Source organism: Variovorax sp. J31P179 (assembly GCF_030316985.1).
In the GTDB taxonomy this organism is placed as follows: Bacteria; Pseudomonadota; Gammaproteobacteria; order Burkholderiales; family Burkholderiaceae_C; genus Variovorax; species Variovorax ginsengisoli_B.
The window spans coordinates 125,834-151,617 of sequence record NZ_JASZYL010000013.1; the positions used below are offsets into that span (position 1 = coordinate 125,834).

General features: G+C 65.7%; 23 protein-coding genes. 14 read left to right on the plus strand and 9 right to left on the minus strand.

All coding sequences use genetic code 11. The annotated features are described in order from the left end of the window. Positions 1-11 precede the first annotated feature (11 nt). Entirely contained in the window at positions 12-254 is a 243-nt protein-coding gene (locus tag QTI17_RS27645; protein ID WP_286536868.1) for a hypothetical protein, read from the minus strand. Positions 255-403: 149 nt separating this feature from the next. Continuing rightward, entirely contained in the window at positions 404-1,258 is an 855-nt protein-coding gene (locus QTI17_RS27650; protein ID WP_353506732.1) for a fasciclin domain-containing protein, read from the minus strand. A 307-nt stretch (positions 1,259-1,565) separates the two neighbouring features. On the opposite strand from QTI17_RS27650, the gene QTI17_RS27655 reads away from it, so the two are divergent. The 5 genes from QTI17_RS27655 to QTI17_RS27675 all read left to right on the plus strand — a co-directional run bounded on the left by QTI17_RS27655 (position 1,566) and on the right by QTI17_RS27675 (position 7,331). Further along, positions 1,566-2,318: an ABC transporter substrate-binding protein gene (locus tag QTI17_RS27655; RefSeq protein WP_286536870.1), complete on the plus strand. Its 753-nt coding sequence runs from the start codon at positions 1,566-1,568 to the stop codon at positions 2,316-2,318. A gap of 21 nt (positions 2,319-2,339) precedes the next feature. After that, on the plus strand, positions 2,340-3,002 hold the full coding sequence (locus QTI17_RS27660) for a MarC family protein (RefSeq protein WP_286536871.1): 663 nt from the start codon (positions 2,340-2,342) through the stop codon (positions 3,000-3,002). Positions 3,003-3,308: 306 nt separating this feature from the next. After that, a complete protein-coding gene (locus QTI17_RS27665) occupies positions 3,309-4,046 on the plus strand; it encodes a protein-L-isoaspartate(D-aspartate) O-methyltransferase (protein ID WP_286536872.1) in 738 nt (245 codons plus the stop codon). Positions 4,047-4,059: 13 nt separating this feature from the next. Then, the gene (locus QTI17_RS27670; RefSeq protein WP_286536873.1) at positions 4,060-6,531 is read left to right on the plus strand and encodes a spermine/spermidine synthase domain-containing protein; all 2,472 of its coding nucleotides are present in this window, start codon (positions 4,060-4,062) and stop codon (positions 6,529-6,531) included. Then, positions 6,528-7,331, plus strand: a complete 804-nt coding sequence (locus QTI17_RS27675) for an alpha/beta hydrolase (RefSeq protein ID WP_503011114.1) — start codon at positions 6,528-6,530, stop codon at positions 7,329-7,331. The genes QTI17_RS27670 and QTI17_RS27675 overlap by 4 nt, the downstream gene beginning before the upstream one ends. A gap of 43 nt (positions 7,332-7,374) precedes the next feature. Here the strand turns inward: QTI17_RS27675 and QTI17_RS27680 are convergent, their stop codons facing one another. Next, positions 7,375-8,250, minus strand: a complete 876-nt coding sequence (locus QTI17_RS27680; RefSeq protein ID WP_286536875.1) for an ion transporter — start codon at positions 8,248-8,250, stop codon at positions 7,375-7,377. 89 nt (positions 8,251-8,339) lie between these two features. On the opposite strand from QTI17_RS27680, the gene QTI17_RS27685 reads away from it, so the two are divergent. Continuing rightward, positions 8,340-8,840, plus strand: a complete 501-nt coding sequence (locus QTI17_RS27685) for a GNAT family N-acetyltransferase (protein ID WP_286536876.1) — start codon at positions 8,340-8,342, stop codon at positions 8,838-8,840. Positions 8,841-8,864: 24 nt separating this feature from the next. Here QTI17_RS27685 and QTI17_RS27690 read toward each other — a convergent pair whose 3' ends face one another. Further along, positions 8,865-9,554 (minus strand): hypothetical protein, encoded by a 690-nt coding sequence (locus QTI17_RS27690; protein WP_286536877.1) that lies wholly within the window; start codon positions 9,552-9,554, stop codon positions 8,865-8,867. Positions 9,555-10,579: 1,025 nt separating this feature from the next. Here QTI17_RS27690 and QTI17_RS27695 point away from each other — a divergent pair. Together QTI17_RS27695 and QTI17_RS27700 are read left to right on the plus strand one after the other, a co-directional pair. Then, positions 10,580-11,569, plus strand: coding sequence for a Bug family tripartite tricarboxylate transporter substrate binding protein (locus tag QTI17_RS27695; protein WP_286536878.1), 990 nt, complete (start codon positions 10,580-10,582; stop codon positions 11,567-11,569). A gap of 17 nt (positions 11,570-11,586) precedes the next feature. Continuing rightward, positions 11,587-12,570, plus strand: a complete 984-nt coding sequence (locus QTI17_RS27700) for a D-2-hydroxyacid dehydrogenase family protein (protein WP_286536879.1) — start codon at positions 11,587-11,589, stop codon at positions 12,568-12,570. An 81-nt stretch (positions 12,571-12,651) separates the two neighbouring features. Here QTI17_RS27700 and QTI17_RS27705 read toward each other — a convergent pair whose 3' ends face one another. After that, a complete protein-coding gene (locus QTI17_RS27705; RefSeq protein ID WP_286526708.1) occupies positions 12,652-13,125 on the minus strand; it encodes an Lrp/AsnC family transcriptional regulator in 474 nt (157 codons plus the stop codon). Positions 13,126-13,298: 173 nt separating this feature from the next. Between QTI17_RS27705 and QTI17_RS27710 the strand changes: the two genes are divergently transcribed. The 5 genes from QTI17_RS27710 to hppD are packed head-to-tail and all read left to right on the plus strand — an operon-like array spanning position 13,299 to position 18,430. Continuing rightward, positions 13,299-14,303 carry an ABC transporter substrate-binding protein gene (locus QTI17_RS27710; RefSeq protein WP_286536880.1) on the plus strand — a complete coding sequence of 335 codons (1,005 nt, stop codon included), beginning with the start codon at positions 13,299-13,301 and terminating at the stop codon, positions 14,301-14,303. 15 nt (positions 14,304-14,318) lie between these two features. After that, positions 14,319-15,248, plus strand: coding sequence for an ABC transporter permease (locus QTI17_RS27715; RefSeq protein ID WP_286536881.1), 930 nt, complete (start codon positions 14,319-14,321; stop codon positions 15,246-15,248). Further along, positions 15,248-16,042 (plus strand): ABC transporter ATP-binding protein, encoded by a 795-nt coding sequence (locus QTI17_RS27720; protein WP_286536882.1) that lies wholly within the window; start codon positions 15,248-15,250, stop codon positions 16,040-16,042. Before QTI17_RS27715 ends, QTI17_RS27720 begins: the two co-directional genes overlap by 1 nt. Before the next feature lie 24 nt (positions 16,043-16,066). After that, complete coding sequence (locus tag QTI17_RS27725) at positions 16,067-17,293, plus strand: Glu/Leu/Phe/Val dehydrogenase dimerization domain-containing protein (protein ID WP_286536883.1); 1,227 nt, start codon at positions 16,067-16,069, stop codon at positions 17,291-17,293. Positions 17,294-17,344: 51 nt separating this feature from the next. Continuing rightward, positions 17,345-18,430 (plus strand): 4-hydroxyphenylpyruvate dioxygenase, encoded by a 1,086-nt coding sequence (gene hppD, locus QTI17_RS27730; protein ID WP_286536884.1) that lies wholly within the window; start codon positions 17,345-17,347, stop codon positions 18,428-18,430. A gap of 190 nt (positions 18,431-18,620) precedes the next feature. Here hppD and QTI17_RS27735 read toward each other — a convergent pair whose 3' ends face one another. The 3 genes from QTI17_RS27735 to QTI17_RS27745 all read right to left on the minus strand — a co-directional run bounded on the left by QTI17_RS27735 (position 18,621) and on the right by QTI17_RS27745 (position 23,329). Further along, a complete protein-coding gene (locus QTI17_RS27735) occupies positions 18,621-19,889 on the minus strand; it encodes a PepSY-associated TM helix domain-containing protein (protein ID WP_286536905.1) in 1,269 nt (422 codons plus the stop codon). A gap of 44 nt (positions 19,890-19,933) precedes the next feature. Next, positions 19,934-22,150, minus strand: a complete 2,217-nt coding sequence (locus tag QTI17_RS27740) for a TonB-dependent receptor (protein ID WP_286536885.1) — start codon at positions 22,148-22,150, stop codon at positions 19,934-19,936. Between the two features lie 165 nt (positions 22,151-22,315). After that, positions 22,316-23,329, minus strand: coding sequence for an aldo/keto reductase (locus QTI17_RS27745; protein WP_286536886.1), 1,014 nt, complete (start codon positions 23,327-23,329; stop codon positions 22,316-22,318). Positions 23,330-23,425: 96 nt separating this feature from the next. Between QTI17_RS27745 and QTI17_RS27750 the strand changes: the two genes are divergently transcribed. Next, positions 23,426-24,325: a LysR family transcriptional regulator gene (locus QTI17_RS27750; RefSeq protein WP_286536887.1), complete on the plus strand. Its 900-nt coding sequence runs from the start codon at positions 23,426-23,428 to the stop codon at positions 24,323-24,325. A 113-nt stretch (positions 24,326-24,438) separates the two neighbouring features. On the opposite strand, the gene QTI17_RS27755 is transcribed toward QTI17_RS27750, so the two are convergent. Further along, complete coding sequence (locus QTI17_RS27755) at positions 24,439-25,740, minus strand: hypothetical protein (protein ID WP_286536888.1); 1,302 nt, start codon at positions 25,738-25,740, stop codon at positions 24,439-24,441. Between the last annotated feature and the right edge of the window lie 44 nt (positions 25,741-25,784).

Below are 25,784 nucleotides of genomic sequence, written 5' to 3' on the forward strand. Positions count from 1 at the left end.
GGGCTGAACGGCTAACAGTTGTGAAGGTGCCCGCCGTGCAGCGCCACATGCCGCACGTAGTTTCGCCATGCTTCCTGGGCTGCGCGGGCGCTGGCTTTCGCCGTTTCGATGGTCTGGTCCGGGGACGCGACATCGTCGTATTTCAGGAACACCCTCAAGGCTTCATCGGCTGCCTGCTTCGCCCGTCTCGCCGCAGCATCCGCCTTCATCGCCGTCGCCCTGAGTTGGGCAGCATCGTCGCCAAGCGCTTCCATATGCACCTCCATGTACGAATTAGGTTCTCATTACATGTAACGCACTGTACGTGTGTCGCAAATTGTGAGAAGACCACGGAAGAGATAGGCGGGACGGAATACGCGGGCGGCGCGGCCGACGCCGCCACGTGCCGAGGTGCAGGCGCCGGTCAGCTCGGCAGCAGCACCTTGTCGATGACGTGCACGACGCCATTGGTATTGAAGACGTCGGTGGCCACGATCCCGCTGCTGCGACCGCGCTGATCGATGACCTGGAGGCTGCCGTTGATGACGAGCGTCTGCCCTTGCACGGTGGCGACGGGCGTGTTGAGTGGAATCTCGGCCTTCAGCACGCGAGCCGGCAGCACGTGGTAGGTGAGCACCTTGGCCAGCAGCGCGGTATCCGCAAGCAGCGCATCCTTCGTCAGGCCAAGTTCGGCCAGCAGTGCGACGAAGGCGTTGTTGGTCGGCGCGAAGACCGTGTAGGGCCCCGGACCCTTGAGCGTCTCGACGAGGCCCGCGGCCACCACGGCCTCGACCAGTATGCTGAGGCTGGGCGTCGCCTGCGCCGTCTGCACGATGTCCTGGTTGGCCGGCAGCAGCACCCGATCGACCGTGTGCATGACACCGTTCAGTGCCGCGCCATCGGTGCTGATCACGTTGGTCACACGATTGCGGCCGTCGGTGACCTTCAAGGCGGAACCCTCGGCCTCGATCTTGAAGAAGCCACCGGCCAGAGGCACGATGGCTTTGCCGAGGGGGATGTCCGACTTGCGCACCGTGCCGGACAGCACGTGGTACTTCAGCACCGCGGTGAGCAGAGGCTTGTTGGCAAGCAGGGCGTCCTTGGTCAGGCCGAGCTCCCTCAAGAGCGCCGTGAAGGCATCGTTGGTTGGCGCGAAGACCGTGTAGGGCCCAGACCCCTGGAGCGTGGCATTCAGGTCTGCGGCATTGACCGCCTCGACGAAGACGCTGAGTTCAGGCTTGCCCTGCGCCGACTGAACCACGTTCGGAACGAGAGGCACGAATCCCCCGCCACCCCCTCCACCGCAAGCTGGAAGCAAAGCGGTCGCGCCTAGCGCAGCGACCGAGAGGACCAAGCGACGGCGTGGCAGCACAGACTTCATGGCATGGACTCCTTCTGGGGTTGATCGAACTGACCGCGGTGAACACTGACGCCGTGCTGTTACGGGAGGGGATGCCGACGTGGATCACACGCGGCGCGGCAGGGCGTGTAACAGTTCGCAGCGCCGTGAGCGGCCGCGGAAAGCTGGAGAATCCCACCCATGCGAGCAATGCGAGCAACCATCCTCAAGACCTGAACCCGCCGCCATGACCATCGACTCCTCCATCGTCAAAGCATTCACTCCGAAGGGCGTTCTGCGCGCCTCGATCAACCTCGGAAATCCGATCCTCGCGAACGCGGACAAGACGACCGGAGCGCCGGGCGGCGTCTCGATCGATCTGGCCCGCGCTTTTGCCGAGCGATTGGGGGTCGGGCTCGAACTGGTGATATTCGACGCTGCCGGCAAGTCGGTCGAAGCCGTTGCCAATGAGCAGGCCGACATCGGCTTCTTCGCCATCGATCCCGTGCGCGGCGCCCAGATCGCGTTCACCGAGGCCTATGTGCTGATCGAAGGCAGCTATCTCGTTCGCGAGGGTTCGCCATTGCGGCAGAACGAGGAAGTCGATCGCGAAGGACTGCGGGTGACGGTGGGCAAGGGCAGTGCCTATGACCTTTTCCTGACGCGCGAACTCAAGAACGCCAGCATCGTGCGGGCGCCGACTTCGCCCACCGTCGTGCAGACATTCCTGGAACAGAACCTGGATGTGGCGGCCGGCGTCAAGCAGCAACTGGAAGCGGACAGCCGCGCGCAGAAGGGCTTGCGGCTGTTGCCGGGCCGCTTCATGGTGATCCGGCAGGCGATGGGAACGCCCAAGAGCCGAGGCGCAGCGGCGGCTCGGGAACTCAGTCTCTTCGTGGAAGAGATGAAGACCTCGGGCTTCGTGGCCGATGCGCTGCGCCGGCATCACATCGAAGGCGCATCGGTGGCGCCGGTCACCGGTGAAGTGGCCTCGCGCTGACTCGGGAGCTCGACACCTCCCATGGCTGCCGACCTCCAATTCCTCGTCCATCTGGTTTTCATCAGCGCCGTTGCGCTTTTCCCGGTGGTCAATCCGGTCGGCACCGCCTTCGTGGTCATGCCCTATCTGTCCAGCCTCGACGACGCGGGCAAGCGACGCGCGGTGCGCCTCATCACGCTCTACGCGTTCTGCGTGTGCACGATCACACTCCTGGTCGGGCACTGGATCCTCAGCCTCTTCGGGCTGTCCATCCCGGTGGTGCAACTGGCGGGCGGAATCATCATCTGCCGTTCCGGATGGGAGTTGCTGGGCGCGGGGGTTGCGCGGCGCGATGCAAGCGGCGGCGACGTGGCGCCCGCCCAGCAGCGGGACATCGAGGACCAGTTGTTCTTTCCGCTGACGTTTCCGCTCACCACGGGCGCGGGAACCATCTCGGTGCTGCTCACCTTGAGTGCGCATGGCGCGAACGCCGATCTCGGGCGGCAATTGCTGAACATGGGTGCGATCGAGGCCGCGGTCGTCCTCATGTGCGCGCTGGTCTATGTCTTCTACCTGAACACGCAGCGCATCCAGCGCTACCTCGGCGCTCGGGGCGAAGTGATCTTCAATCGCCTGATCGCTTTTTTCATTTTCTGTGTCGGCCTTCAGATCGCCTCGTCGGGCGTGAAGGCGCTGTTCCAGTGAGCCCCGCTGGCATGGCACGTCGATGGACTGGACAGTAGCGTCAGCTGGGGGGCTGTGATCGCGGTCACCGGCGCCGTCCGGGGATGGTCTGCCCCTATGGCGTCGGAATCCCAAGCTCCCATAATTTCTGCAGCCCGGACCTTGGCGCCCGGGCCGACACGCGAACTTCAACTCTGTTCGGAGGACATATGTCCAGACGCATGACCTGGCCACCACGCGACGTCGACCCGCTGCACTTCGCGGTGAACTGAGCCGCGGGCGCCCCGGCCGGCAGTGCGGCCCGGCGCCTCGAACCGGACAAGCGCGATGATCACGCCGAAGGTCCGTGCCATGGCTGCGGCGCTTCTCCTGGCGGCGGCAGGAGCCCAGGTCGCGGGCGCCGCGGATTTCGCCGCCGAGCGCCGGCGGATGACGCAGGAGATCGAGGCGCTGGCGCGCCAGACCGGCGCCGAGACCGGCCGGCCGGCCTTCGACACCCGCGTGATGACGGCGATGGACACGGTGCCGCGGCACGAGTTCGTGCCCGCGGAGCAGATCGACGTCGCGTATGCGAACCGGCCGGTGCCGATCGGCCATGGGCAGACCATCTCGCAGCCCTACATCGTGGCCCTCATGACGGACCTGGCCAAGGCCGAGCCCGGCCACAAGGTGCTCGAGGTGGGAACCGGCTCGGGCTACCAGGCGGCGGTGATGGCGCAGCTGGCCCGCGAGGTCTACAGCATCGAGATCGTCGAGCCGCTCGGACAGCAGGCGATGCTGCGCCTTCGGCGACTGGGCTACGGCAATGTCCAGGTGCGGCTGGGCGACGGCTACCACGGCTGGGAGGAACATGCGCCTTTCGACGCCATCCTCGTGACCGCCGCGGCCAGCCACGTCCCGCCGCCGCTGATCCGCCAGCTCAAGCCCGGGGGGCGGATGGTGATCCCGCTGGGCGCGGCGTTCATGGTGCAGCAACTGATGCTGATCGAGAAGAAGCCGGACGGAACGGTGACGACGCGCCAGATCCTGCCGGTGGCCTTCGTTCCGCTCACCGGCGGGCGCTGAGCCCGGAGCGTCGATGGCCGCCGCGCCGCTGATCGCCGTGGCCCTGGTGTCGGCGGCGGCGCTGGCCTACGAGATCCTGCTGATGCGGTTGTTCTCGGTCATCCTGTGGCACCACTTCGCCTACATGATCATCAGCCTCGCGCTGCTCGGCTGGGGGGCCAGCGGCGCGCTGCTGACCCTCGCGCAAGCCGCCGTGCGGAAGCATTTCGCGCCGCTCTTCTGCGCCGCCGCCTCGGGCTTCGGGCTCGGTGCGATCGCCTGCTTCATGCTGGCGCAGCAGGTACCGTTCAATCCGCTGGAGTTGTTCTGGGACCCGCGCCAGCCGGGGTGGCTGCTGGCGGTCTACCTGCTGCTCCTGCTGCCCTTCCTGTGCGCCGGCGCCTGCGTCTGCATGACCCTGTCGCGCTTTCGCGGCCAGGTGTCGCGCATCTACAGCGTCGACATCCTCGGCGCCGGCGCGGGGAGCCTGGGCATCGTGGCGCTGCTGTTCGTGCTGTCGCCGGCCGACGCGCTGCAACTGATCGGCGCGCTCGGCTGCGTCGCGGCGGCAGTCGGCTGGATCGAATGCGGCGGTCGCCGGCGCTGGCCGGCGCTGGCGCTGCTGGCGCTGGCGGGCGTGCCCTTGGTGCTGCCCTCGGAATGGATGGCGCCCGCGATGTCGCCCTACAAGGAGCTGTCGCAGACCCTGCGAATTCCGGGCGCGCGGGTGGTGGCGCAGCGATCGAGCCCCCTGGGCCTCGTCAGCGTGGTCGAGAGCCCGCGCATCCCGCTGCGCCATGCACCGGGCCTGAGCCTCACCGCATCGACCGAGCCGCCGCCGCAATGGGGCGTGTTCACCGATGGCGAGGGGCTCAATGCATTGACCCGTTTCGACGGCCGGCGCGGCACCCTGGCCCATCTGGACCAGATCAGCTCGGCGTTGCCCTATCACCTGCTTCGCGCGCCGCACGTGCTGGTGCTGGGCGCCGGCGCCGGGCAGGACGTGCTGCAGGCGCACTATCACGGCGCGCGCCGCATCGATGCGGTGGAGCTGAACCCGCAGATCGTCGAGCTGGTGCAGGGCCCGTTCGCGGGTGCCGCGGGGGGCGTCTACGGGCCGATGGCGCATGTCCACGTGGCCGAGGCGCGCGGCTTCATCGCGGCCAGCCGCGAGCGCTATGACCTGATCCAGGTCGCTCTGCTCGATTCCTTCAGTGCGTCGTCGGCCGGTCTCTACGCACTGGCCGAGAACTATCTCTATACGGTCGAGGCCTTGCAGGACGACCTGCGCCACCTGCAGCCCGGCGGCCTGCTCGCAGTCACGCGCTGGGTCACGCTGCCTGCGCGCGATGCACTCAAGCTTTTCGCCGCTGCGGTGGTGGCGCTCGAGCGATCGGGCGTCGGCGACCCCGCTTCCCGGCTGGCATTGATACGAAGCTGGAAGACCGCCACGCTGCTGGTCAAGAACGGCGCGCTGACCCCGGAGGACATCGCGGCCGTCAAGGCCTTCTGCGTCGCGCGCTCCTTCGACCTGGCCTTCTACCCCGGCATGCGGCAGGGCGAAGCGAATCGTTTCAACGTGGTCGAGGGGCCGGACCTGTTCGACGGGGCGCAGGCGCTGCTCGGTCCGGAGCGCGGCGAATTCATGGGGCGCTACAAGTTCCACATCGAGCCAGCCACCGACGACAAGCCGCACTTCTTCCACTTCTTCAAGTGGCGGTCGCTGCCCGAACTGCTGGCCTTGAAGGAGCAGGGCGGCCTGCCGCTGATCGAATGGGGCTACCCGGTGCTCGTCGCCACGCTGGTCCAGGCGCTGGTCGCGAGCCTGCTGCTGATCGGGCTGCCGCTGGCATGGGTCGCGCGTTCCGGCGCGCTGCGCGGAGTGAGCGCAACGCCCGGCGTGTCGCGCGGACGCGTGCTGGTCTACTTCCTCGCGATCGGCTTCGGCTTCATGTTCATCGAGATCGCGTTCATCCAGAAGTTCGTGCTGTTCCTGAGCCATCCGCTGTACGCGATCGCCGTCGTGCTGTTCGCGTTCCTGCTCTTCGCCGGTATCGGCAGCGGCGTGTCGGCTCGGCTCGAGGGATGCCCGGTGCTGGCGGTGGCGGCCGGCATCGCGATGTCGGCGGCGCTCTGCCTGCTCGTGCTGCCTTGGCTCTTCAAGCACGCGATGGGCTTGCCGGATGCGGCGCGGATCCTGATCGCGGTGACCCTCATCGCCCCGCTGGCCTTCTTCATGGGCATGCCTTTCCCGCTGGGCCTGGCCCGGGTGGAAGCGGCCGAAGCCCGGCTCGTTCCCTGGGCCTGGGGCATCAACGGCTGCGCCTCGGTCACGGCCGCGGTGCTGGCCACGCTGCTCGCGATCCACATCGGCTTCACCGCCGTGGTCGTCGCGGCGCTGCTGCTGTATGGCGTGGCGGCCGCGGCGCTTCCCGGCGGGCTTGACAGCGCATCGGCTTCGCCGAAGGATGATCGATCGTCGAAGCGCCTTGACCCAAGAGGATGAAACCTGCCGCGATCATGCTTTGGCTCGTCACTGCCTGCGCGATGGCGCTGGCAGCACCCGCCATGTTCCAGGACCGCCTGCTCTACCACCCCGCCCGCGCGCCGGCCGCCGAGATGGCGTCCGCCGGCCTCGTCGCCTGGCCGGCGGAGGGCGAATTCCGTGGCCTCGTGGCCGAGCCACCAGGCCCTGCGCGCGGGACGGCGATCGTCTTCCACGGCAATGCCGGACACGCCGGGCATCGCGGCTACTACGCCGCGATGCTCACCCGCCTCGGGTTGCGCGTCATCCTGGCCGAGTACCCGGCCTACGGTCCGCGCGACGGCGCGCTGGGCGAGCGCAGCCTGGTCGATGACGCTGCGCAGACCATCGCGCTGGCGCATCGGCTGCACGGCTCGCCCCTGCTGCTCATCGGCGAGTCCCTCGGTGCTGGCGTGGCCGCCGCGGCGGCCGCGAGTCAACGCGAGCAGGTCGCGGCCCTGATGCTGATCACGCCCTGGGACAGGCTCGAACAGGTCGCGGCTCACCACTATCCGTGGCTGCCGGTCGGCTGGCTGCTGCGCGACCGCTACGACAGCGTCGTTCACCTCGCGCAGATCGGCCGCCCCGTGCTGGTGGCCGTCGCAGAGCGAGACCGCATCATTCCGGCCCGTTTTGGCACGGCGTTGTACGAGACGCTGCCCGGACCCAAGCGGCTCGAGGTGGTCCGCGCCGCCGACCACAACGACTGGATCCGCTACGTCGACGATGCCTGGTGGCGCAGCGCATTGGGCTTCCTGCTCGGCGAGCCTGCTTCGCGCTGATGGACCGGGGTCAGGCCAGCAGGGCGGGGTTGGGATGGGCCATCTAGTCGTTCTGCCAGGGCGGCAGCGGCGCACCACAATCGCTGCAGAATCGCGCCGTTGGCGAGTGCCCCTCGCTCAGGCATTCGTGGCAGGTACGGGTGGTGGGTTCGTGCGCCGTGCGCATTGCCGTGAACTCCGCGCTCACGATGCCGGTGGGCACCGCCAGGGTGCCCCACCCGAGCAGCATCATCAGAGAGGCAATCATGCGGCCGAGATCGGTCTTCGGCGTGATATCGCCGAAGCCGACTGTCGTCATCGTAGTGATCGCCCAGTACACGCCGACCGGGATGCTCGTGTACCCGTGGGCGGGCCCTTCGACCACGTACATCAGCGTACCCATGATCAGGACGACCAGCATCACGAAGGCCATGAAGACCAGAATCTTTCGCCGGGACGCGGCCAGCGCGCGGCCGAGCGCACCGAACTCATGGACATACTCGGTCAGCTTCAGGATCCGGAACAGGCGCAGCAATCGCAGCACCCGAACGTCGATCAGCGCGTGCAGGCCCGGCACGAAGGCGGCAAGGTATGTCGGGAGCACGGCGAGCAGATCAATGACGCCGAACACGCTGCGCGCGTACCGCAGCGGACGTTGGACGCATGCGAGGCGGGCGGCATATTCCAGCGTGAAAGCCAGCGTGAAGATCCATTCCAGCGCTCCGAACAGCGCTTGGTATCTGGCATGCACCGAGGCGATGCTGTCGAGGATCACCACCGCGACGCTGGCGAGGATGACTGCGATCAGCGCCAGGTCGAACCATCGTCCGGCCCGCGTGTCGGCCTCGAAGATGACCGTGTACACCTTCAGCCGCAACCCCGCCGCGGGGCGCCCATAAGGTTGCGCATCCCTTGCGCGCGAGGCGAGACTGGTCGTCATGGAAGAGATCGTACGCGAAGCTCCAGTAGCGCCCGGGACCGCCGGCGAGCAGGCAAGTCAATCCACCTTCGTTGAGGTATCGTCGCGCGGTGACCTTACTGAATGTTCGCCACTTGCGGGCTGACGAAGCCGATCTGCACCGACAGCTTCGGCTCGAAGCGTTGAGGGAATCGCCACGCGCCTTCGGCGACACACTGGAATCGCTCGAGCACAAGGACGCTGACTATTGGAATGCTCTGACGCAGCGCGTGTGCTCGGTGGACGCGATGGTTGTCGCGCTCGACGTCGAACGCCCGATCGGAATGATCTACGGATTGCAGGATCGTCAGATTCGCCAGGGGGCAAGGCTGGGTGGTGTCTGGGTCGATGCGCAATACCGGCGGCGCGGCGCGGGAACTTTGTTGGTGCACAACGTCATTGGCTGGGCGCAATCACAAGCTTTTGTCATGGCCCGCCTTTGGGTTGGACACGACGAGGGGGCTGCGATCGCCCTGTACGAGCGCTGCGGCTTTGTCTTTACCGGGGTGGCGCGGGCGCTGGAAGAGAGGCCCTCGATAGTGGTCCGCGAGATGCGGCGCGCCTTGGCATGACTGCCGACGCCAGAACGTCCTTCGCTATTTCAATGAAACTTGTACGACATTCAGCACATACGAAATGCTTAGGTCGAAGCCATTGCCGTTACTCGCAGTGATCTGCAACATATGGCTCCCTAGGCTCAGATTGTCAATCTTTGCGTAGTAACCATCATCGACGGATGGCGAAAAGATTCCAGGTCGCTGACCCTTGGGGCGAACCTTCCTGCAGAAATCGACGAAGATGTTCTTCGCTGGCAATGCGGTAACAAATGGCACTGACTTGACTCTGGAAATGCTTCCAGCAGCAACGCCATCAACTGTAACCGTCTTGATCGTGATTCCATTGATAAATCCGGCGTTGTTCATTCGCATTGTATCGACATCCAAGGTCACGCTTGAATCTTGCCCGCAGTCGCCCGGTGTATTCACTTGCACACTGTTAACGACTGGGAAAAAGAGGGTCGTGCCTTGCGGAATGCTGCAGGTACGACTGGCGGCGCCACCAAACGTCCCGGCGAGAAACCAAATTGACCCGCGCTGGCCCACCATGCAATCGTCACCGCTGATGTCGAGGTTGGGATTGTCTTTTTCCGGGATGGAGAGCAACCACTGCCACCACTGCGCACTCAACTCGTCAAGTGGCACAGCATCAGCCCTGCCGATTGCGGGCACAATCAACGCCGATGCGACTATGAGCGCTTGACCTGCATCTCTTAGCTTCTTATTCACGGTGAACTCCTGTCAGGTTGGATTGAACGACTCGACAATGAAACCGCAAGTGAGGCAAAGAACGCTACCTTGAATGAACTCGTTTGGCGCTGACTGGCGGCGGAGATTAGGCCGAGGCTTGGCCACTGTCAATGAATCAATTAACTGTGCTGACAAGAGGGCTGTTATCTCTCAGAAAGAAAGTGACTCGAAGGAATTTTTATTCCGTAACTCGAGGGTGACAGTGCACCGATGTAGCGCCAAAAAAGAATGAAATTCGTAACTATTGGGTGACACGGGAGAAACGTACTGGCGTCCTTGCACTATTCGCTGTAATGTCAAGTAAAGGACAGGTAGTTGAATCCGAAAGCGGGACCAGCATGTCGCTCAAAGCTCTAATCTCGGTCGCATTCGCGGCACTTGCCGTGACGGTACTGCCGGCAGCAGGTGCCACCTTTCGTATGCAGCAGGACGCGGCCCGCGTGAGTACCGGCAACGCGTCGGTCGTGTCGAGCGAGCGCCCGAACGACGCCCTGATGACGACGCGTACCGAGGGTGACGCAGACTTTGGGGGGGCGGTATACACCCCATTCGCTGAGGCCGCCGCGAAGCCAGTGCGCCGAGACAATCGGATGAGCGGGGACCAGAACGCTGAGAGAGCCGACCTGACTCTCAGTACGCTCACCGTACTGGCTGCAGTCGGGGCGCTCATCTACCTGGTGCGTCGGGCTTGGTCTGCCTGGTAGTCCATCCGCGCACTGGGCAATACGAAGTCGCGGGCAGGTTGCCTACAGAGGACCTACAGGCCCTCGCAGGGTCCGCCCGAACCTCGTCTGATGTGGCGCTGCAGAGCCGCCGGCAGGCTGCTGGTCCGACGCGGCCCTTGAGAGACCCTGCACGAGAACTCGGTCCGTCTCCCTCCGAAGCGCGCCCTTCAATTCCATGCAATGGAATGAGCCGGATGCGGCCGGTGCACCCCAGACCTAGACTGACGCGTCGAGTCAAAAGATGTTCGCACGCAGCGATGCACCCCCAAGGAGACCCTCATGCCCCCCACTCCCGCCCCGTCCCGGCGTCACTTCAACGCCATGGGAGGCGCACTCGCGCTCATGGCACTTGCCCCGCGCGCCTGGGCCGACGCCTTCCCATCGAAGCAGGTCCGCATCGTCGTGCCGTTCTCGCCCGGCGGCCCGACCGACCTCATGGCGCGCGCGATCGGCAAGATCATGTCGGCGCACCTGGGCCAGCCCGTGATCATCGACAACAAGCCCGGTGGTGGCGGCGTCATCGGCATGAGCGAGGTGAAACACCAGCCGGCCGATGGCTACACGCTGGTCTTTCCGTCGATCCTGGCGGTCACCAATCCGGCGCTGATGCCCGGCTACCCCTTCGACACGCTGCGCGATTTCTCGCCGTTGACCGTCGTGGGTTTTGTGCCCCACGCCGTGGTGGTGCGCACCGATTTCCCCGCGCCTGATCTGCAGGCACTGGTAGCGAGCGCGAAGGCCAGACCAGACGGTCTGTCGTACGGCTCGTCCGGCAACGGCACCTCGGCGCACCTGGGCGCGGCGCTGTTCGCGCAGCGTGCCGGCATCCGCGCGACGCACGTGCCCTACCGGGGCGCCGGCCCCGCGGTGCAGGACCTCCTGGGCGGGCAGATCCAGTTCATGTTTCTCGACATGAGCAGCGCCCTGCCGTTCATTCAGGCCGGCAAGCTGCGCGCGCTCGCCGTCGCGACGGCCACGCGCTTCGACGGACTCCCCGCCGTGCGGACCGTGGCCGAGCAGGGCTATCCCGGCTTCGAGGTGCATGGCTGGTACGGCCTGCTGCTCAAGGCCGGCACGCCGGCGGCTGTGACGCAGCGCCTCTACGCCGAAGTCAAGCGCGCCCTCGACACGAAGGAAGTGCGCGATCTCTTCAAGGCCCAGGGCATCGCTCCCGGCGGCATGCCGCCCGAGGAGTTCACGACGCTCGTGCGCAACGACCTGGCGATGTGGAAGCGCACGGTCGAAGAGCTTCACATCACGCTGCAATGAAAAAGGAGCGCTCTCACATGCACATCGCGATCCCTGATGACTACCAGGACTGCGTCCGCGGCCTGGACTGCTTCTCGAAACTCGATGCCCACGAGGCGCGCATCTTCAACGACACGGTCAAGGGCACCGACGCGCTGGCCGAGCGTTTCGCCGATGCCGACGCCATCGTGCTGACGCGCGAACGCACGCGCATCGATGCGGCGCTGCTCGACCGCCTGCCGAAGCTCCGACTGATCAGCCAGACCGGCAAGCTCGCGGGCCACGTCGACGTGGCGGCCTGCACGGCGCGCGGCGTGCTCGTGGCCGAAGGCAGCGGCGCAGGGTCCGCCACTGCGGAACTGAGCTGGGCGCTCGCGCTCGCGAGCCGGCGCCATCTGGTCGACGAGGCCAACCGCATGCGCCAGGGGCTCTGGCAGGGGCACGTCGGCCAGCAGCTCGGTGGACAGCGCCTGGGCGTCTGGAGCTACGGACGCATCGGCCGCCAGGTGGCCGCCTACGGCCGGGTGTTCGGCATGAAGGTCTGGGTCTGGGGCCGCGAGGCATCGACCGACGCGGCGCGTGCCGACGGCTTCGAGGTAGCACCGTCGCGCGAAGCCTTCTTCGCCGAAAGCGACGTGATCAGCCTGCATGTGCGGCTCACCGCGGACACCCACGGACTGATCACGGCCGACGACCTCGCCCGGATGAAGCGCACGGCGCTGCTGGTCAACACCAGCCGCGCCGAGCTGGTCGCCAAGGGCGCCCTCGAGCAGGCGTTGCGCGCAGGCCGTCCCGGGTTCGCGGCGGTCGACGTCTACGAACAGGAGCCCGTCATGGCACGGGATCATCCGCTGCTCGCATTGCCCAACGTGCTGTGCACACCTCACATCGGGTACGTCGAGAAGGACAACTACGAGCGCTATTTCGGCATCGCCTTTGACAACATCAATGAGTTTGCCGAAGGGAGGCTCGTGGATGTCGTCAATCCTGAGGCGCTGGAGGCCTCGCGCCGCAGGGCCTGAGCGACACCGGACTCCCGTTTCTCGCCCCAGAACCCGTTGACTATCGTCCTCCGAGCGCGCTGTTTCGCCGAGGCGTCGCCGTCATTCAGGTAGCGGCAGGGCACTCGTGCACTTGAATTCGTCCAGGCAGACGCTGGAACGCACGCCGTCGACGCCCGGCAGCCGCATCAACTTGTCGATCAGGAACCGCGACAGCCCCTTGAGGTCGCGCGCGATGACCTTCATGACGAAGTCGTAGTCGCCGGTGATCGAGTAGCACTCGAGCACCTCCGGCATGTCGATGACCACGTTGGTGAATTTCGACAGGTCGCGGATATGCCCTTTTTCCATGGCCACGAGGATGAAGGCCACCACATGCAGGTCAAGCCGCGCTGGGGCCAGGCGCGTTTCATACCGTGCGATGAATCCCGCTTCCTCCAGTCGGCGGTGGCGGCGATGGCATTGGGCGGGCGACAGGCCCGCAGCCTCGGCAAGCTCCAGGTTGGACGCGCGCCCGTGCTCCTGCAGGAAGGCCAGGATCTTGCGGTCGGTACGGTCGAAATCGGGGTCGTACAAGATCGTCTCCTTTTTTGTGATCAACGAGAAATTATGTTGCTTGTCCAAGGGTTCGCCCCAGCCCCCGATGAAAGCAGATTGTTCGTGCGGAAGTTCACACTTCTTCCCCTAGAAGACGGCCGCAGACGGTGATCAAACAGGTTCCCGGTCGAAGCAGTCTTCGAAATTGAACCATGCCGACTATTTCTCACAAGGACATCAACGTGCAACATTCTTTCTTGCGCTCCTCCCTGGCCCTGATCGCCACCGCCGTCGCTTCAGCCGCGGCCACGCCCAGTTTTGCTGTCGAGAAGTCGGTCGCGGTCACAGCGATCGTCGAGCACAAGGCGCTCGACGCCGTGCGCGACGGCGTCAGGGACGAGCTGAAGTCGGCCGGCTTCGAAGCCGGCAAGAACCTCAAGTACGAATACCAGAGCGCGCAGGGCAACACCGGCACGGCCGCGCAGATCGCCCGCAAATATGTGGGCGAGCGGCCCGACGTCATCGTCGCCATCGCGACGCCTTCGGCGCAGGCCGTGGTCGCGGCGAGCAAGGACATCCCGATCGTCTACAGCGCGGTGACCGACCCCGTCGCGGCCAAGCTGGTCAAGGGCTGGGAGGCCTCGGGCACCAACGTGACGGGCGTGTCCGATCTCTCTCCGCTGGACAAGCACCTCGAGCTGATCAAGCGGGTCGTTCCCAACGCGAAGCGCGTCGGCGTGATCTACAGCCCGGGCGAGGCCAATTCGGTGGCGATCATCGAGGCGCTGAAGAAGGCCGTGCCGGCCGCCGGCATGACGCTGGTGGAGGGCGCCGCGGCGCGAACCGTCGACGTGGCGAGTGCGGCGCAGAGCCTGGTCGGCAAGGTCGATGTCATCTACGCGCCCACCGACAACAACGTGATGTCGGCATTCGAGGGCATCGTCAAGGTGGCCCAGCAGGCGAAGATCCCCGTGGTCGCGGCGGACACCGACGCGGTCAAGCGCGGCGCCGTCGCGGCGCTGGGCCTGAACTACTACGACATCGGCCACCAGACCGGCAAGATCGTGGTTCGCATCCTCCAGGGCCAGGCGGCGGGCACGATCGCCTCGCAGACCAGCAACACCTTCGAACTGCACGTCAATCCGGGCGCTGCGCTGAAGCAGGGTGTGACGCTGCCGGACGAGCTCGTCAAGTCCGCGCAAGTGGTGATCAAGTAAACCGGCATCGCCAACATGTCGCTCATTGCTTCACTGGGTGCCATCGAGATCGGTCTGATATTCGGACTGGTCGCGCTGGGCGTCTTCCTCTCGTTCCGCATCATCAATTTCCCCGACCTGACGGTCGACGGCAGCTTCCCGCTCGGCGGTGCTGTTGCCGCGGCGCTGATTGTCGCGGGCTGGAACCCGTTTGCCGCCACTGCGGCGGCCATCGTCGCCGGCGCGCTGTCGGGCTATCTCACCGCGTGGCTCAACGTGCGGCTGCGCATCATGCAGCTGCTCGCCAGCATCCTGGTGATGATCGCGCTCTATTCGGTCAACCTGCGCGTGATGGGCAAGCCCAACATTGCGCTGATCGACGAGCCCACGGTGTTCAGCCTGCTCGAATTCGGCGGTCTGCCGGACTACCTCCTCAAGCCGCTGGTGCTGCTTGCGGTCGTGGTCGCCGCCAAGGTTCTGATCGACCTGTTCTTTGCGTCGGAAGTCGGCCTGGCCATGCGCGCCACAGGTGGCAATCCGCGAATGGCCCGCTCGCAGGGCATCTCGACCGACCGGCTGACGGTCTGGGGCCTGGCGTTGTCCAACGGGCTGGTCGCACTGGCCGGGGCCTTGTTCGTGCAAAGCCAGGGCGGCGCCGACATCTCGATGGGCATCGGCACGATCGTGGTCGGCCTGGCCGCCGTGATCATCGGCGAGACCATCCTGCCGGCGCGCAGCCTGGTCATCACGACGCTGGCTTGCGTCCTCGGGGCCGTGCTCTACCGCTTCTTCATCGCGCTGGCGCTCAACAGCGATTTCATCGGCCTGAAGGCCCAGGACCTGAACCTGGTGACCGCCGTTCTGGTCGCGTTCGCGCTGCTCGTTCCAACCTACAAGCGCAAGTTGGCTGGCCTGTGGCCCGGCGTGCGCGCCAATCCGACGCACGTCGTGAAGGAGGCCAAGTAATGTTGCGCGCCAAAGGCCTTGAAATCACTTTCAACCCCGGCACCCCGATCGAGAACCGGGTGCTGCGCGGGCTGGACCTGAACATCCCCACAGGGCAGTTCGTCACCGTGATCGGCTCCAACGGGGCCGGCAAGTCGACCTTCCTGAACGCAGTGAGCGGCGACCTCGCGGTCGACCGCGGCAGCATCCAGATCGACGACAGCGACGTCACCCGCCGCTCGGCATGGCAGCGCTCGGACCTGGTCGCGCGCGTCTTCCAGGACCCCATGGCCGGCACCTGCGAAGCGCTCACGATCGAGGAGAACATGGCGCTGGCGTGGAAGCGCGGTGCGCGCCGCAGCTTTGGCTTCTCGCTGACGCGCAAACTGCGCGAACTGTTCCGCGAGAAGCTGAGCATCCTCAACCTCGGGCTCGAGAACCGCCTGAGCGACCGCATGGGTTTGCTTTCCGGCGGGCAGCGTCAGGCCGTGAGCCTGTTGATGGCCTCGCTGCAGCCGTCGCGCATCCTGCTGCTCGACGAGCATACGGCCGCGCTCGATCCGAAGACCGCCGCCTTCGTGCTCGAACTCACCGCGAGGATCGTCGAGGCCGGCAAGCTGACGGCCATGATGGTCACGCACAGCATGCGCCAGGCGCTCGACTACGGCACGCGCACGGTGATGTTGCACGAAGGCCGCGTGATCCTCGACGTCAAGGGCGTCGAGCGCGCCGGAATGGACGTGCCCGACCTGCTGCACATGTTCGAGAAGACTCGTGGCGAGAAGCTCGACGACGACAAATTGCTTCTGGCCTGACTCCAGAGAATCTGAAAGACCGAAATGAAAGAACTGCTGAATCGCTTCGAAAACAAGGCGCCTGAGATCGTCTTCGAATGGCACGACGCCGAGACGCCCGCCAAGGGCTGGGTGGTCATCAACTCACTGCGCGGTGGTGCTGCCGGTGGTGGCACGCGCATGCGCCCGGGGCTCGACCGGCGAGAGGTCGAGTCGCTGGCAAAGACCATGGAGGTCAAGTTCAGCGTCTCCGGCCCGGCCATTGGGGGCGCGAAGTCGGGCATTGATTTCGATCCCGCCGATCCGCGCAAGAACGACGTGCTGCGGCGCTGGTACAAGGCGGTGACGCCGCTGCTCAAGACCTACTACGGCACCGGTGGCGACCTGAACGTCGACGAGGTGCATGAGGTGATCCCCATCACGGAGAGCTACGGCTTGTGGCACCCGCAGGAGGGTGTCGTCAACGGCCACTTCGAGCCGAGCGACAGCGAGCGCATCCAGAAGGTCGGGCAGCTGCGCATGGGCGTGGCCAAGGTTGTCGAGGACCCGCACTACACGCCTGACCCCGCCCGCAAGTACCTGGTAGCCGACCTGATCACGGGCTGGGGTGTGGCCGAATCGGTGCTTCACTACTACAGGCTCTACGGCGGCGAGGTCGCGGGCAAGCGCGTCATCGTGCAGGGCTGGGGCAATGTGGGCTCTGCCGCGGCCTACTATCTTGCGCAGGCCGGCGCGCGCGTGGTCGGCATCATCGATCGCGAGGGCGGGCTGCTCAATCCCGACGGCTTCAGCTTCGAACAGCTTCGCACGCTGTTCCTTCAGAAGAAGGGCAACCAATTGGCCGCGAAAGAAATGCTTCCTTTCGACGTCGTCAATCGTGCTGTCTGGTGTGCGGGCGCGGAAATCTTCCTGCCCTGCGCCGGGTCGCGCCTGGTGACGCAGCAGCAGATCGAGCAGTTGGTCAAGGGCGGGCTCGAAGTCGTGTCCAGTGGCGCCAACGTGCCTTTTGCCGATCGCGAGATCTTCTACGGCCCGATCTACGAGCTAGCCGATTCGAAGGTGGCGGTGATTCCCGACTTCATCGCCAATTGCGGCATGGCGCGTGCTTTCGCGTTCCTGATGCAGGACGACGTGGAGATTTCCGACGCGGCGATCTTCGACGACGTCTCGGCCACCGTGGCGTCGGCGCTCGAACGCTGCCATGCGCGCTCCGGCGCCCGCACCGGCATTGCCCGCACCGCGTTCGAGAACGCGCTGACCGAGCTCGTCTGATGCGTGCACGCCGCTCACTCTCATCGTCAATGCAGCCACAGGATCAGTGCCATGCCGGATCTTTTTGAGAACCCCATGGGCCTGATGGGCTTCGAGTTTGTTGAATTCGCATCGCCCATGCCCAATACCCTGGAGCCCTTCTTCGAGAAGCTCGGCTTCACGCTGGTGGCCAGGCACCGCTCGAAGGAAGTGGTGCTCTATCGCCAGGGCGACATCAACTTCATCGTCAACCGCGAACCCAACAGCCCGGCGGCCTACTTCGCGGCCGAGCACGGGCCTTCGGCCTGCGGGATGGCGTTTCGCGTCAGGGATTCGCACAAGGCCTACGCGCGGGCACTGGAACTCGGCGCACAGCCGATCGAGATCGCGACCGGCCCGATGGAACTTCGCCTGCCCGCCATCAAGGGCATCGGCGGTGCGCCGTTGTATCTCATCGACCGCTTCGAAGATGGCAAGTCGATCTACGACATCGACTTCGAATTCGTCGAAGGCGTCGAGCGGCATCCGGCCGGCCATGGCCTGAAGCTGATCGACCACCTCACGCACAACGTGTACCGTGGCCGCATGACCTTCTGGGCCGGCTTCTACGAGAAGCTCTTCAACTTCCGCGAGATCCGCTACTTCGACATCCAGGGCGAATACACGGGGCTTACCTCCAAGGCGCTGACCGCGCCCGACGGCAAGATCCGCATTCCTCTGAACGAGGAATCCTCCAAAGGCTCGGGCCAGATCGAGGAATACCTGATGAAGTTCAACGGCGAAGGCATCCAGCACATCGCGCTTCTCAGCGACAACCTGATCGACACCATCGACCAGCTTGGTCTCGCCGGCGTGCCGCTGATGACGGCACCCAACGACATCTACTACGAAATGCTGGAGACCCGCCTGCCGGGCCATGGCCAGCCCGTGGCGGAACTGCAGGCGCGCGGCATCCTGCTCGACGGCACCACCGAGGGCGGGCAGCCGCGACTATTGCTGCAGATCTTCTCGGAGACCGCGTTCGGGGGGCCGGTGTTCTTCGAATTCATCCAGCGCAAGGGCGACTACAGCGAGGGCTTTGGCGAAGGCAACTTCAAGGCGCTCTTCCAGTCGATCGAGCGCGACCAGGTGCGTCGCGGGGTGCTGAGCGCGGCATGATCTCGTTGTGATTCGTCTTCGAACTCGCGAGCGTGTACAGAAACGTTCCTTCGTCGGCGCGGTGCAGGTTCTCGCAGACCGCCTCTGACACTTCCGAGCGCGCGAGGCTCCGTGGACTTGCTGAATTCGCAGGCAAGCTCCAGCCGCCGTGTCAATCCGCGCAATAGATACAGTGACCCCGGCTCGCGGCTCAGGCTTTCGCAACGCCGCGCGCCCGGGGCTTCGGCCTCAGATGCCGCGCCCTTCTCTTGCGCAGCCAGATCACGATGCCGGTCACCGACAGCGTCGCCACCATCAGCCCCATCAGCGACATCAGGATACGTCCCGGCAGCCCGAGGATGCGGCCCGAGTGCAGCGGGAACTGCAGCTGTACGAAAACGTCGGCGGCAGTGCCGTGCCAGGGCCGGTTCTCGCTCAGCACCCGGCCGTCCTGGCTGTCGATGTAGAGATTGCTCAGGCCCATGCCGCCCTGGCTCGCATCGCCGCCGGGCGGAAAGAAGGATACGTTGTAGAAGCCGCCGCGCCGCTCGTGGTAGATGCCGCCGAGCGGCGTGGTCCAGCCGCGGCGCCGGGCCTCCTCGCCTGCGATGCCGATCGCCTGCGCGAAATCGAGTCTGGCCGCGACGGTCTGCCCGAGCGGCGCGAACTGGCGCGTCTCGTACGGCCCGGGCGTGGTCTTCGACACCAGTGACAGCACCGGATAAAAGACCTCACGGTACAGGTTCAGCGAGAACGAGGTGAAGGCGATGACGAGGATCGGTATCCAGACCCAGAGGCCGCCGGCGCGGTGCAGGTCGAAGTTGAGCTTGTAGCCGCCGGCGCTCCAGCGCATCAGCCAGGAAGGCTTCCAGCGCGCCCACCAGGTCGCGGGCTTGCGGTGCGGCTGAGTCGGCGGGGTCGAGCGCGGCCGCAGCTGCCGCGGCGTCGTGAGGTAGAACGCGACGAAGCTGTCGAGGAGCCAGATCAGCGCCACGCCGCCCATGATCCAGTAGCCGATGCGCTCGGTGCCCCACAGCGCGGGGATGTGCAGGCTGTAGTGCACCGTGCGCAGGAAGGGCATCAGATTCTCGCGCGACAGCGACACCGCGGTGGTGTCGCGCCGTCCCATGATCCGGCCGCTGACCGGATCGACGTGGACGTTGTTGTAGTCGAGCGCGAAGGGCCTGCCGGTGGCCGGATCGATGCGCGGCTCGACGAAGAAGCCGGCGCTGTGGCCCGGCTCGAAGTTGAGCGAGACATAGGTGACCTCGGCGCGCGCATCGGCGGCTTCGACCCGTGCCGCCAGTTCCAGCGGATCCTTGAAGGGAGCGCGGCTGTCCGTGCGGTAGAGGCTGCTGTTGAGCCATTCGTCGAGCTCGTGGTCCCATGAGGTCACCGTGCCGGTCAGGCCGGCAATGGTCAGGAAGACCGCGATCGCGAGGCCCACCCAGCGATGGACCACGGTCCAGAAAGCGCGCAGCACCGTTGAAACTCCCCTCGTCGGCGCGCCGTTCGAGACGTCCGTCAAAAGTCGATCGTGCCTGTCAGCACGAAGGTGCGCGGCGCGCCGAGCACCAGGTAGCTGGCGCCCGGATAGCCGCCTGCCGAGGCCCAGTAGGACTTGTCGAACAGGTTGTCGATGCGCCCGCGCAGCGTCAGCACGCGGCCGTTGCCGATGTCCATCAGGTAGCGTGCGCCGATGTCGAAGCGGTTCCAGCTCGGCACCGTCTGCGTGTTGGCCGCGTCCGCATACTGCGAGGCGGTGTAGGTGAAGCGGCCGTTGACGGCCAGGCCGCGCACGCCCGGGATGTCCCACTCGGCGCCGAAGTTGAACTGCTGGCGCGGCACCCCGATCGCCTCCTTGCCGTCGAGCAGGCCGCCGGGGCTCGCGGTTTGTTCGGCGTTGATCAGCGTCAGGCCGCCGAGCAGGCGCAGGCCATGCACCGGTTCGCCGTAGAGCAGGAACTCGGCGCCTCGATTGCGCTGTTCGCCGAAGGTGCCGTAGACCTGGTTCCGCACGAAGGCTTGCGGCTGCGTGATCTGGAACAGCGCGGCGCTGGCGCCCACGGTGCCGCTTTCGTACTTGACGCCGACCTCACCCTGCTGCGCAGTGAACGGCGCGAAGATCTCGCCGGCATTGAGCACCGGCAGGTTGTTGACCACCGCCGGAGCCACGCTGCCCTGTTGCAGCCCTTCGATGTAGTTGCCGTAGAGCGAGACCTCGGGCGTGACCTTGAACACCGCGCCGAACACCGGCGTCGTCTTCGACGCGTCGTAGTGGCTCTGCTCCAGTCCAGAGTTGTAGTCGTAGGTGGTCTGCTTGATGGTCTGGTAGCGCGCGCCGAGCGTGACCAGCAGCCGGTCCTGCATGAACGACATCGTGTCCGCCAGGGCGAAGCTGGAGGTCTGGACCTTGAGCGTCTGCATCGGGTCGTTGAGCAGGCCGCCGGTGAACAGGGTGGGCGGGGGAGGGAACAAGGTCGCAACCGGCGCGTAGATGTTGCTCAGGATGGTGGTGCCCGAGAGCCCGTAGGCATTGCGCTGGTCGTCGTTGTAGGCGGTTGCGCTGGCCACCAGGCTGTGCTGGACCGAGCCGGTCGCGAACTTTCCGCGCACGCCGATTTCGCCGGTGCTGACGTCGTCCTGGCGCGTGTTGTCGAAGCGAGATGCGGCGGTGGCGCCGAAGATGTTGGTCAAGGTCGGATTGGCAACCACGTTCGACTCGTCGCCATGGCGCAGGCCGCCGGCGGCATAGACCGTCCATTGGTCGTTGATGTCCAGTTCGCCGCGCACGGTGCCGAAGGTGTCGCGCTCGCTCGAAGTGGTCCAGGGCTGGGCGAAATTCTTCTGTGCGTCCGGCGCGGCCGGGATCGGCAGGCCGAAGCCGGGCGTGACGCTCGGGCGGCCCTGGGTCAGCGTGTAGTCCTGATAGCCGATGTCGGCCGAGATGCGCGCATTGCGGCTGCGCCAGTCAAGCCCGACGCTGGCGGCGGTCAGGTCGCGCTTTTCGTCGTCGATGCCGTCGTTGCCGCTGCGCTTGACCGCATTGACGCGGATGCCGGTGCTGTCGTCGGGCCCGAAGCGGCGCGAGATGTCAGCCGAGCCGGAGACTTCGCCGCCGCTCTGGACACCGAGGTTGAGGCGCGTCAGCGGCTCGTTCGATGCCCGCTTGGGCAGCAAGTTGATGGCACCGCCGAGTCCGCTGCCGCCCGGTGCGGCACCGTTCAGGAAGGCACTGGCGCCGCGGAACACTTCGACCCGTTCAAACAGTTCGGAGGCGATGTACTGGCGCGGCAGCATGCCGTAGAGGCCGTTGTAGCCGATGTCGTCCGAATAGACCGGGAAGCCGCGGATGACATACAGCTCCTGGAAGTTGCCGAAGCCGCGCGCTGTGCGCACCGTCGGGTCGTTGAGCAGCACGTCGGACACGCTCTGCGCCTGCATGTCCCGGATGAACTGGCTGGTGTAGCTGGTGCTCGAGAAGGACGAGTCCATCACGTCCTGGTTGCCCAGGATGCCGATGCGGCCGCCGCGCGCCACCTGGCCGCCGGCAAAGGGCGCCGTCAGGCCATCAGCAGAAGCGTCGGCACTGGCTTCGACGGTCACCGTGGCCAGTGAGCCGACCGGCACGGTGGAGGCTGCAGCCGCCGGCGCAGTCTGAGCCGAGGCCGTAAAGGCCTGCAGCACGGCCAAGGCACAGGCGACGGCGATCGGGCTCGGGAAGAAGCGGGTAGCGGGCATTGTTATGAATAGAAATGCAAATGACACTTATTATTATTAACTAAACCTGATCGCCAGTGCCTGCAAATGTGTCGTCGGGTGCCATCCGACCTGAACATCGGTTCCGCCGCAGTCGGACGAGCCGGGGATCGTCGCAGTGGCATCAATCGGTGGCGCGCGCCGGTGTCAGAGGCCGTGGGGCAGCGGCGCTTCCGCTTGCACGAGGCCTGCCTGTCGCAGCTCGCGCCAGAAGTCCTTCGGCACCGCCGCTTCAAGCGCAGCGCGGTCCTCCGCAATGCGACCCGGCCGGCTGGCCCCGGGGATGACTGCGGCCACCGCGGGGTGCGCCAGGGCGAATTGCAGTCCTGCCGCCTTCATCGGCACGTCGTGGCGATCCGCGATGGCCTTGATGGCCTGGACCTTGGCCAGGATCTCCGGCGTGGCGGGCGCGTATTCGAAGTTCGGCCCGCCCACCAGCGCGCCTGAGCTGTAGGGCCCGCCGACGACGATGCCGAGGCCGCGAGCCGCCACCTGCGGCATCACGCGCTGCAGCGCCCGCGCGTGGTCCAGCAGCGTGTAGCGGCCGGCGAGCAGGAAGCCGTCCGGACGCGGCCCTTCAAGCCCCAGCAGCAGCTCGATCGGCTCCACCCGGTTCACGCCCAGGCCCCAGGCACGGATCACGCCTTCGTCACGCAACCGGTCCAGCGCCTTGAAGGCGCCCTTGCGCGCCGTCTCGAACACGTCGAGCCAATCGTCGCCGTAGAAATCCTGGGCGACATCGTGCACCCAGGCGATGTCGATGCGGTCCGTCTTGAGTCGCTTCAGACTGTCTTCGATCGAGCGCAGGGTCGCGTCTTCCGAATAGTCGTTCACGATGCGGTTGGCGCGGCCATGCCTGAATACATCGCCCTTCTCGCCGAGGTCGCGAGCGTTGACGTCTTCCACTTCGTCCAGGATCAGGCGACCGACCTTGGTGCTGATGACGAACTCATCGCGAGCGCGGGCCGCCAGCCCCTCGCCCAGCCGGGCTTCCGCCAGGCCTGCGCCGTAGAACGGCGCGGTGTCGAAGAAGCGGATGCCGTCGTTCCACGCGGCGTCCACGGTGGCTCGCGCTTCCTCCTCTGGAATCGCGCGAAACATGTTGCCCAAAGGGGCCGTGCCGAATCCCAGCACGCCGGGAAGAAGGGTGTTCAATTTCATGGTGATCTCCTGTGAATGGCTGAATGATGGGCATCCACAAGAAATTGATCCAATGTATTTCTTCGATTCCAGATTTATTCTTGGCGATAATTCTGTATGCGATACGACCTCAACCTTCTGCCCATCTTCGTGGCCCTGCTCGAAGAGCGCAGCGTGACCCGCGCGGCGGATCGCCTGGGCATGACCCAATCGGCGCTGTCCAACGCACTGACGCGCCTGCGCACCGTGCTGCAGGACCCGCTGTTCATCCGGGAGCGTTACGGCATGCGACCGACGCCGAAGGCTGAGGCGCTGGCACCGGCGCTGACATCGGCACTGGCTGCGCTGGACACCGTGGTGCTCGGCCAGCAGGCCTTCGATCCGTCCCGCGCCGATCATCTGGTCACGATCGCGCCCAACAGCTACGTGGAGTTCGTGTTCGTGCCCGCCCTGGTGGCGCGGCTGCGCGTGCTCGCTCCGGGCATTCGCCTGCGCACATTGCCCTTCGGCGTCGATGTCGCCGCGACGGGGGTCACCTCCGGAACCACCGCGATCGTGCTCGGCCGCATCACTGATGCGCCCGACAACCTGGTCGTGCAGCACATTGCGGATGACGGCCTGGCCTGCGTGGTGCGGGCCGACCATCCGAAGGTCGGCTCCAAGATCACCAAGGCGCAATACGAGCGGATGAAGCACGTGAACCTGCTTCCGGCGGGAGGGCGCCTGCGCGCAGGGCTTTTCCAGGCACTGGAGCGGGGAGGGCTGAAGAGGGACGTCGCCGTGACAGTCACCCACTTCATGTCGATCCCCGAAATCGTGGCCGCCACCGACTACTGTGCGACGCTGCCGAAGCTGATTTGCCGGCGCCTGGCTGGCGATTCGAGGTTGAAGGTGCTGCCGGCGCCGGTCGATCTAGGCACCTTTCCGATGCAAATGGCCTGGCACGTGCGCTACCGCGAGGACCCTGCCCATGTCTGGTTGCGCAACCTGGTCGCGGATGTGGCTGCGTCACTGTGAGCGAAGCCCCTGCGCTGAGCGGAACGTCCGCGTGGCGGAAACCCGCGCTCAACGCCCCAGGGCCGCAGTCGCGGCGGGCGCGCTACATCCGCTCCCATGCGTGTCCGCCAGTCCTAGCGTTCGGCCCAGAGATCCCCGGCCGCGAAGCGCGTGAAAGACGCCTGGTTGGCCCCTTCTTTCAGGCGTTGATCGAATCCCGTTGCGATGCTCTGGCACGCAGCGATCGCACTCTCGGTGTAGAGGCCGGTTGCCGGCTCGAACACCAAAGTGTGGTTCGTTGCGTAGTAGGTGACGTCGAACTTGTCGGGCCCGATCTGCAAGGTTTGACTGATCTGGCCAGGCTTCGGCTGCAATCGAACGGCGCCGTGCTCCCCCTCGAGGTGGGAGATGAAGATGTCCCTCATGTCCGGTGAGACCGGAAGCAGGCGGTATGCCGCCGACTCGACGCTGCGGTCAGTGAGGAACCCGGTCCATGGCGCCTTCGGCACGGGTCGACGGGCGCTCAGTTGCTCGCTTCCGTCTGGTGCAAGAGTCCACGTGTAGTAGCGGTCGATCCACTGTGGCGTCATCTTCTGGAAGGCGTTGAGTCGCATGACATCGCCGTCGAGGGCCACGATCTTGTGCTTCCCCTGCACGAAATCCACAACGATCAGCGATATGGCGGGTTTGTCACCCTCGTACCGCGTTCCTGCCATCACGAACTGGCTGCGCGCCGGCGAGAGTGCCCGCGCCCGCCCTGGCACCATCCCGTTTGCTCGATAGTCGTCCGAATAGATCTCCTGCGAACTTCGCTGCATCGGATCGGCATTCACCAGCGGATGAAAGGCACGCCTGGGAATGTCGAGCACACCTAGCTTGATCCCGCTGTTGTCGTAGAGGAGCAGCAGTTTGCCCTCGGTCAGGCTGCGCGACTCCTGCTCGGCCCCCGTTGCGGGTTCGAAGACAACGGAGCCCGGCGCACCATCGGCGCCGTCGAGCCATTGATAGCCCTTGAATCCCGCGGAGAGCAATCGAGTGACGACCGGCAAGCCCTGCGACTCGGTGACGAGAAAAGTGTCTCCGTTGGTGGCCACCAAGGCCGTCGTCTCCGCCGCCGTCCCAACGAAGTAAGCCTTGTCCAGAACCGCAACCGGCGGGCCCACCTTGCCACCGTCGGTGCGCGGCGTCGCGGCGAATGCGATCGTCTTGCCGTTGTGGCTGAGCCTGAAGGTGAAAACCCGGCGCGTCTGGAATGGACGCATGTCGGGCCCATGCGCTGACTCGCGGTGGCTCTCGACGGCGATTTCGAACGCCCCCGATTTGGTAGTGGTTCCATCGGCTGCCTGGGCGCATCCAAGCAGCGAGGCCGCACCCACGATCACCGCGACGAGAGATAGGAGCGCCCTGGAGCACCGCGCAAAAGCCTTGACCTGCATGGTTGGGGGTGGCCGCGAACGCGTGGCGGCGGGGATGAAGCTGC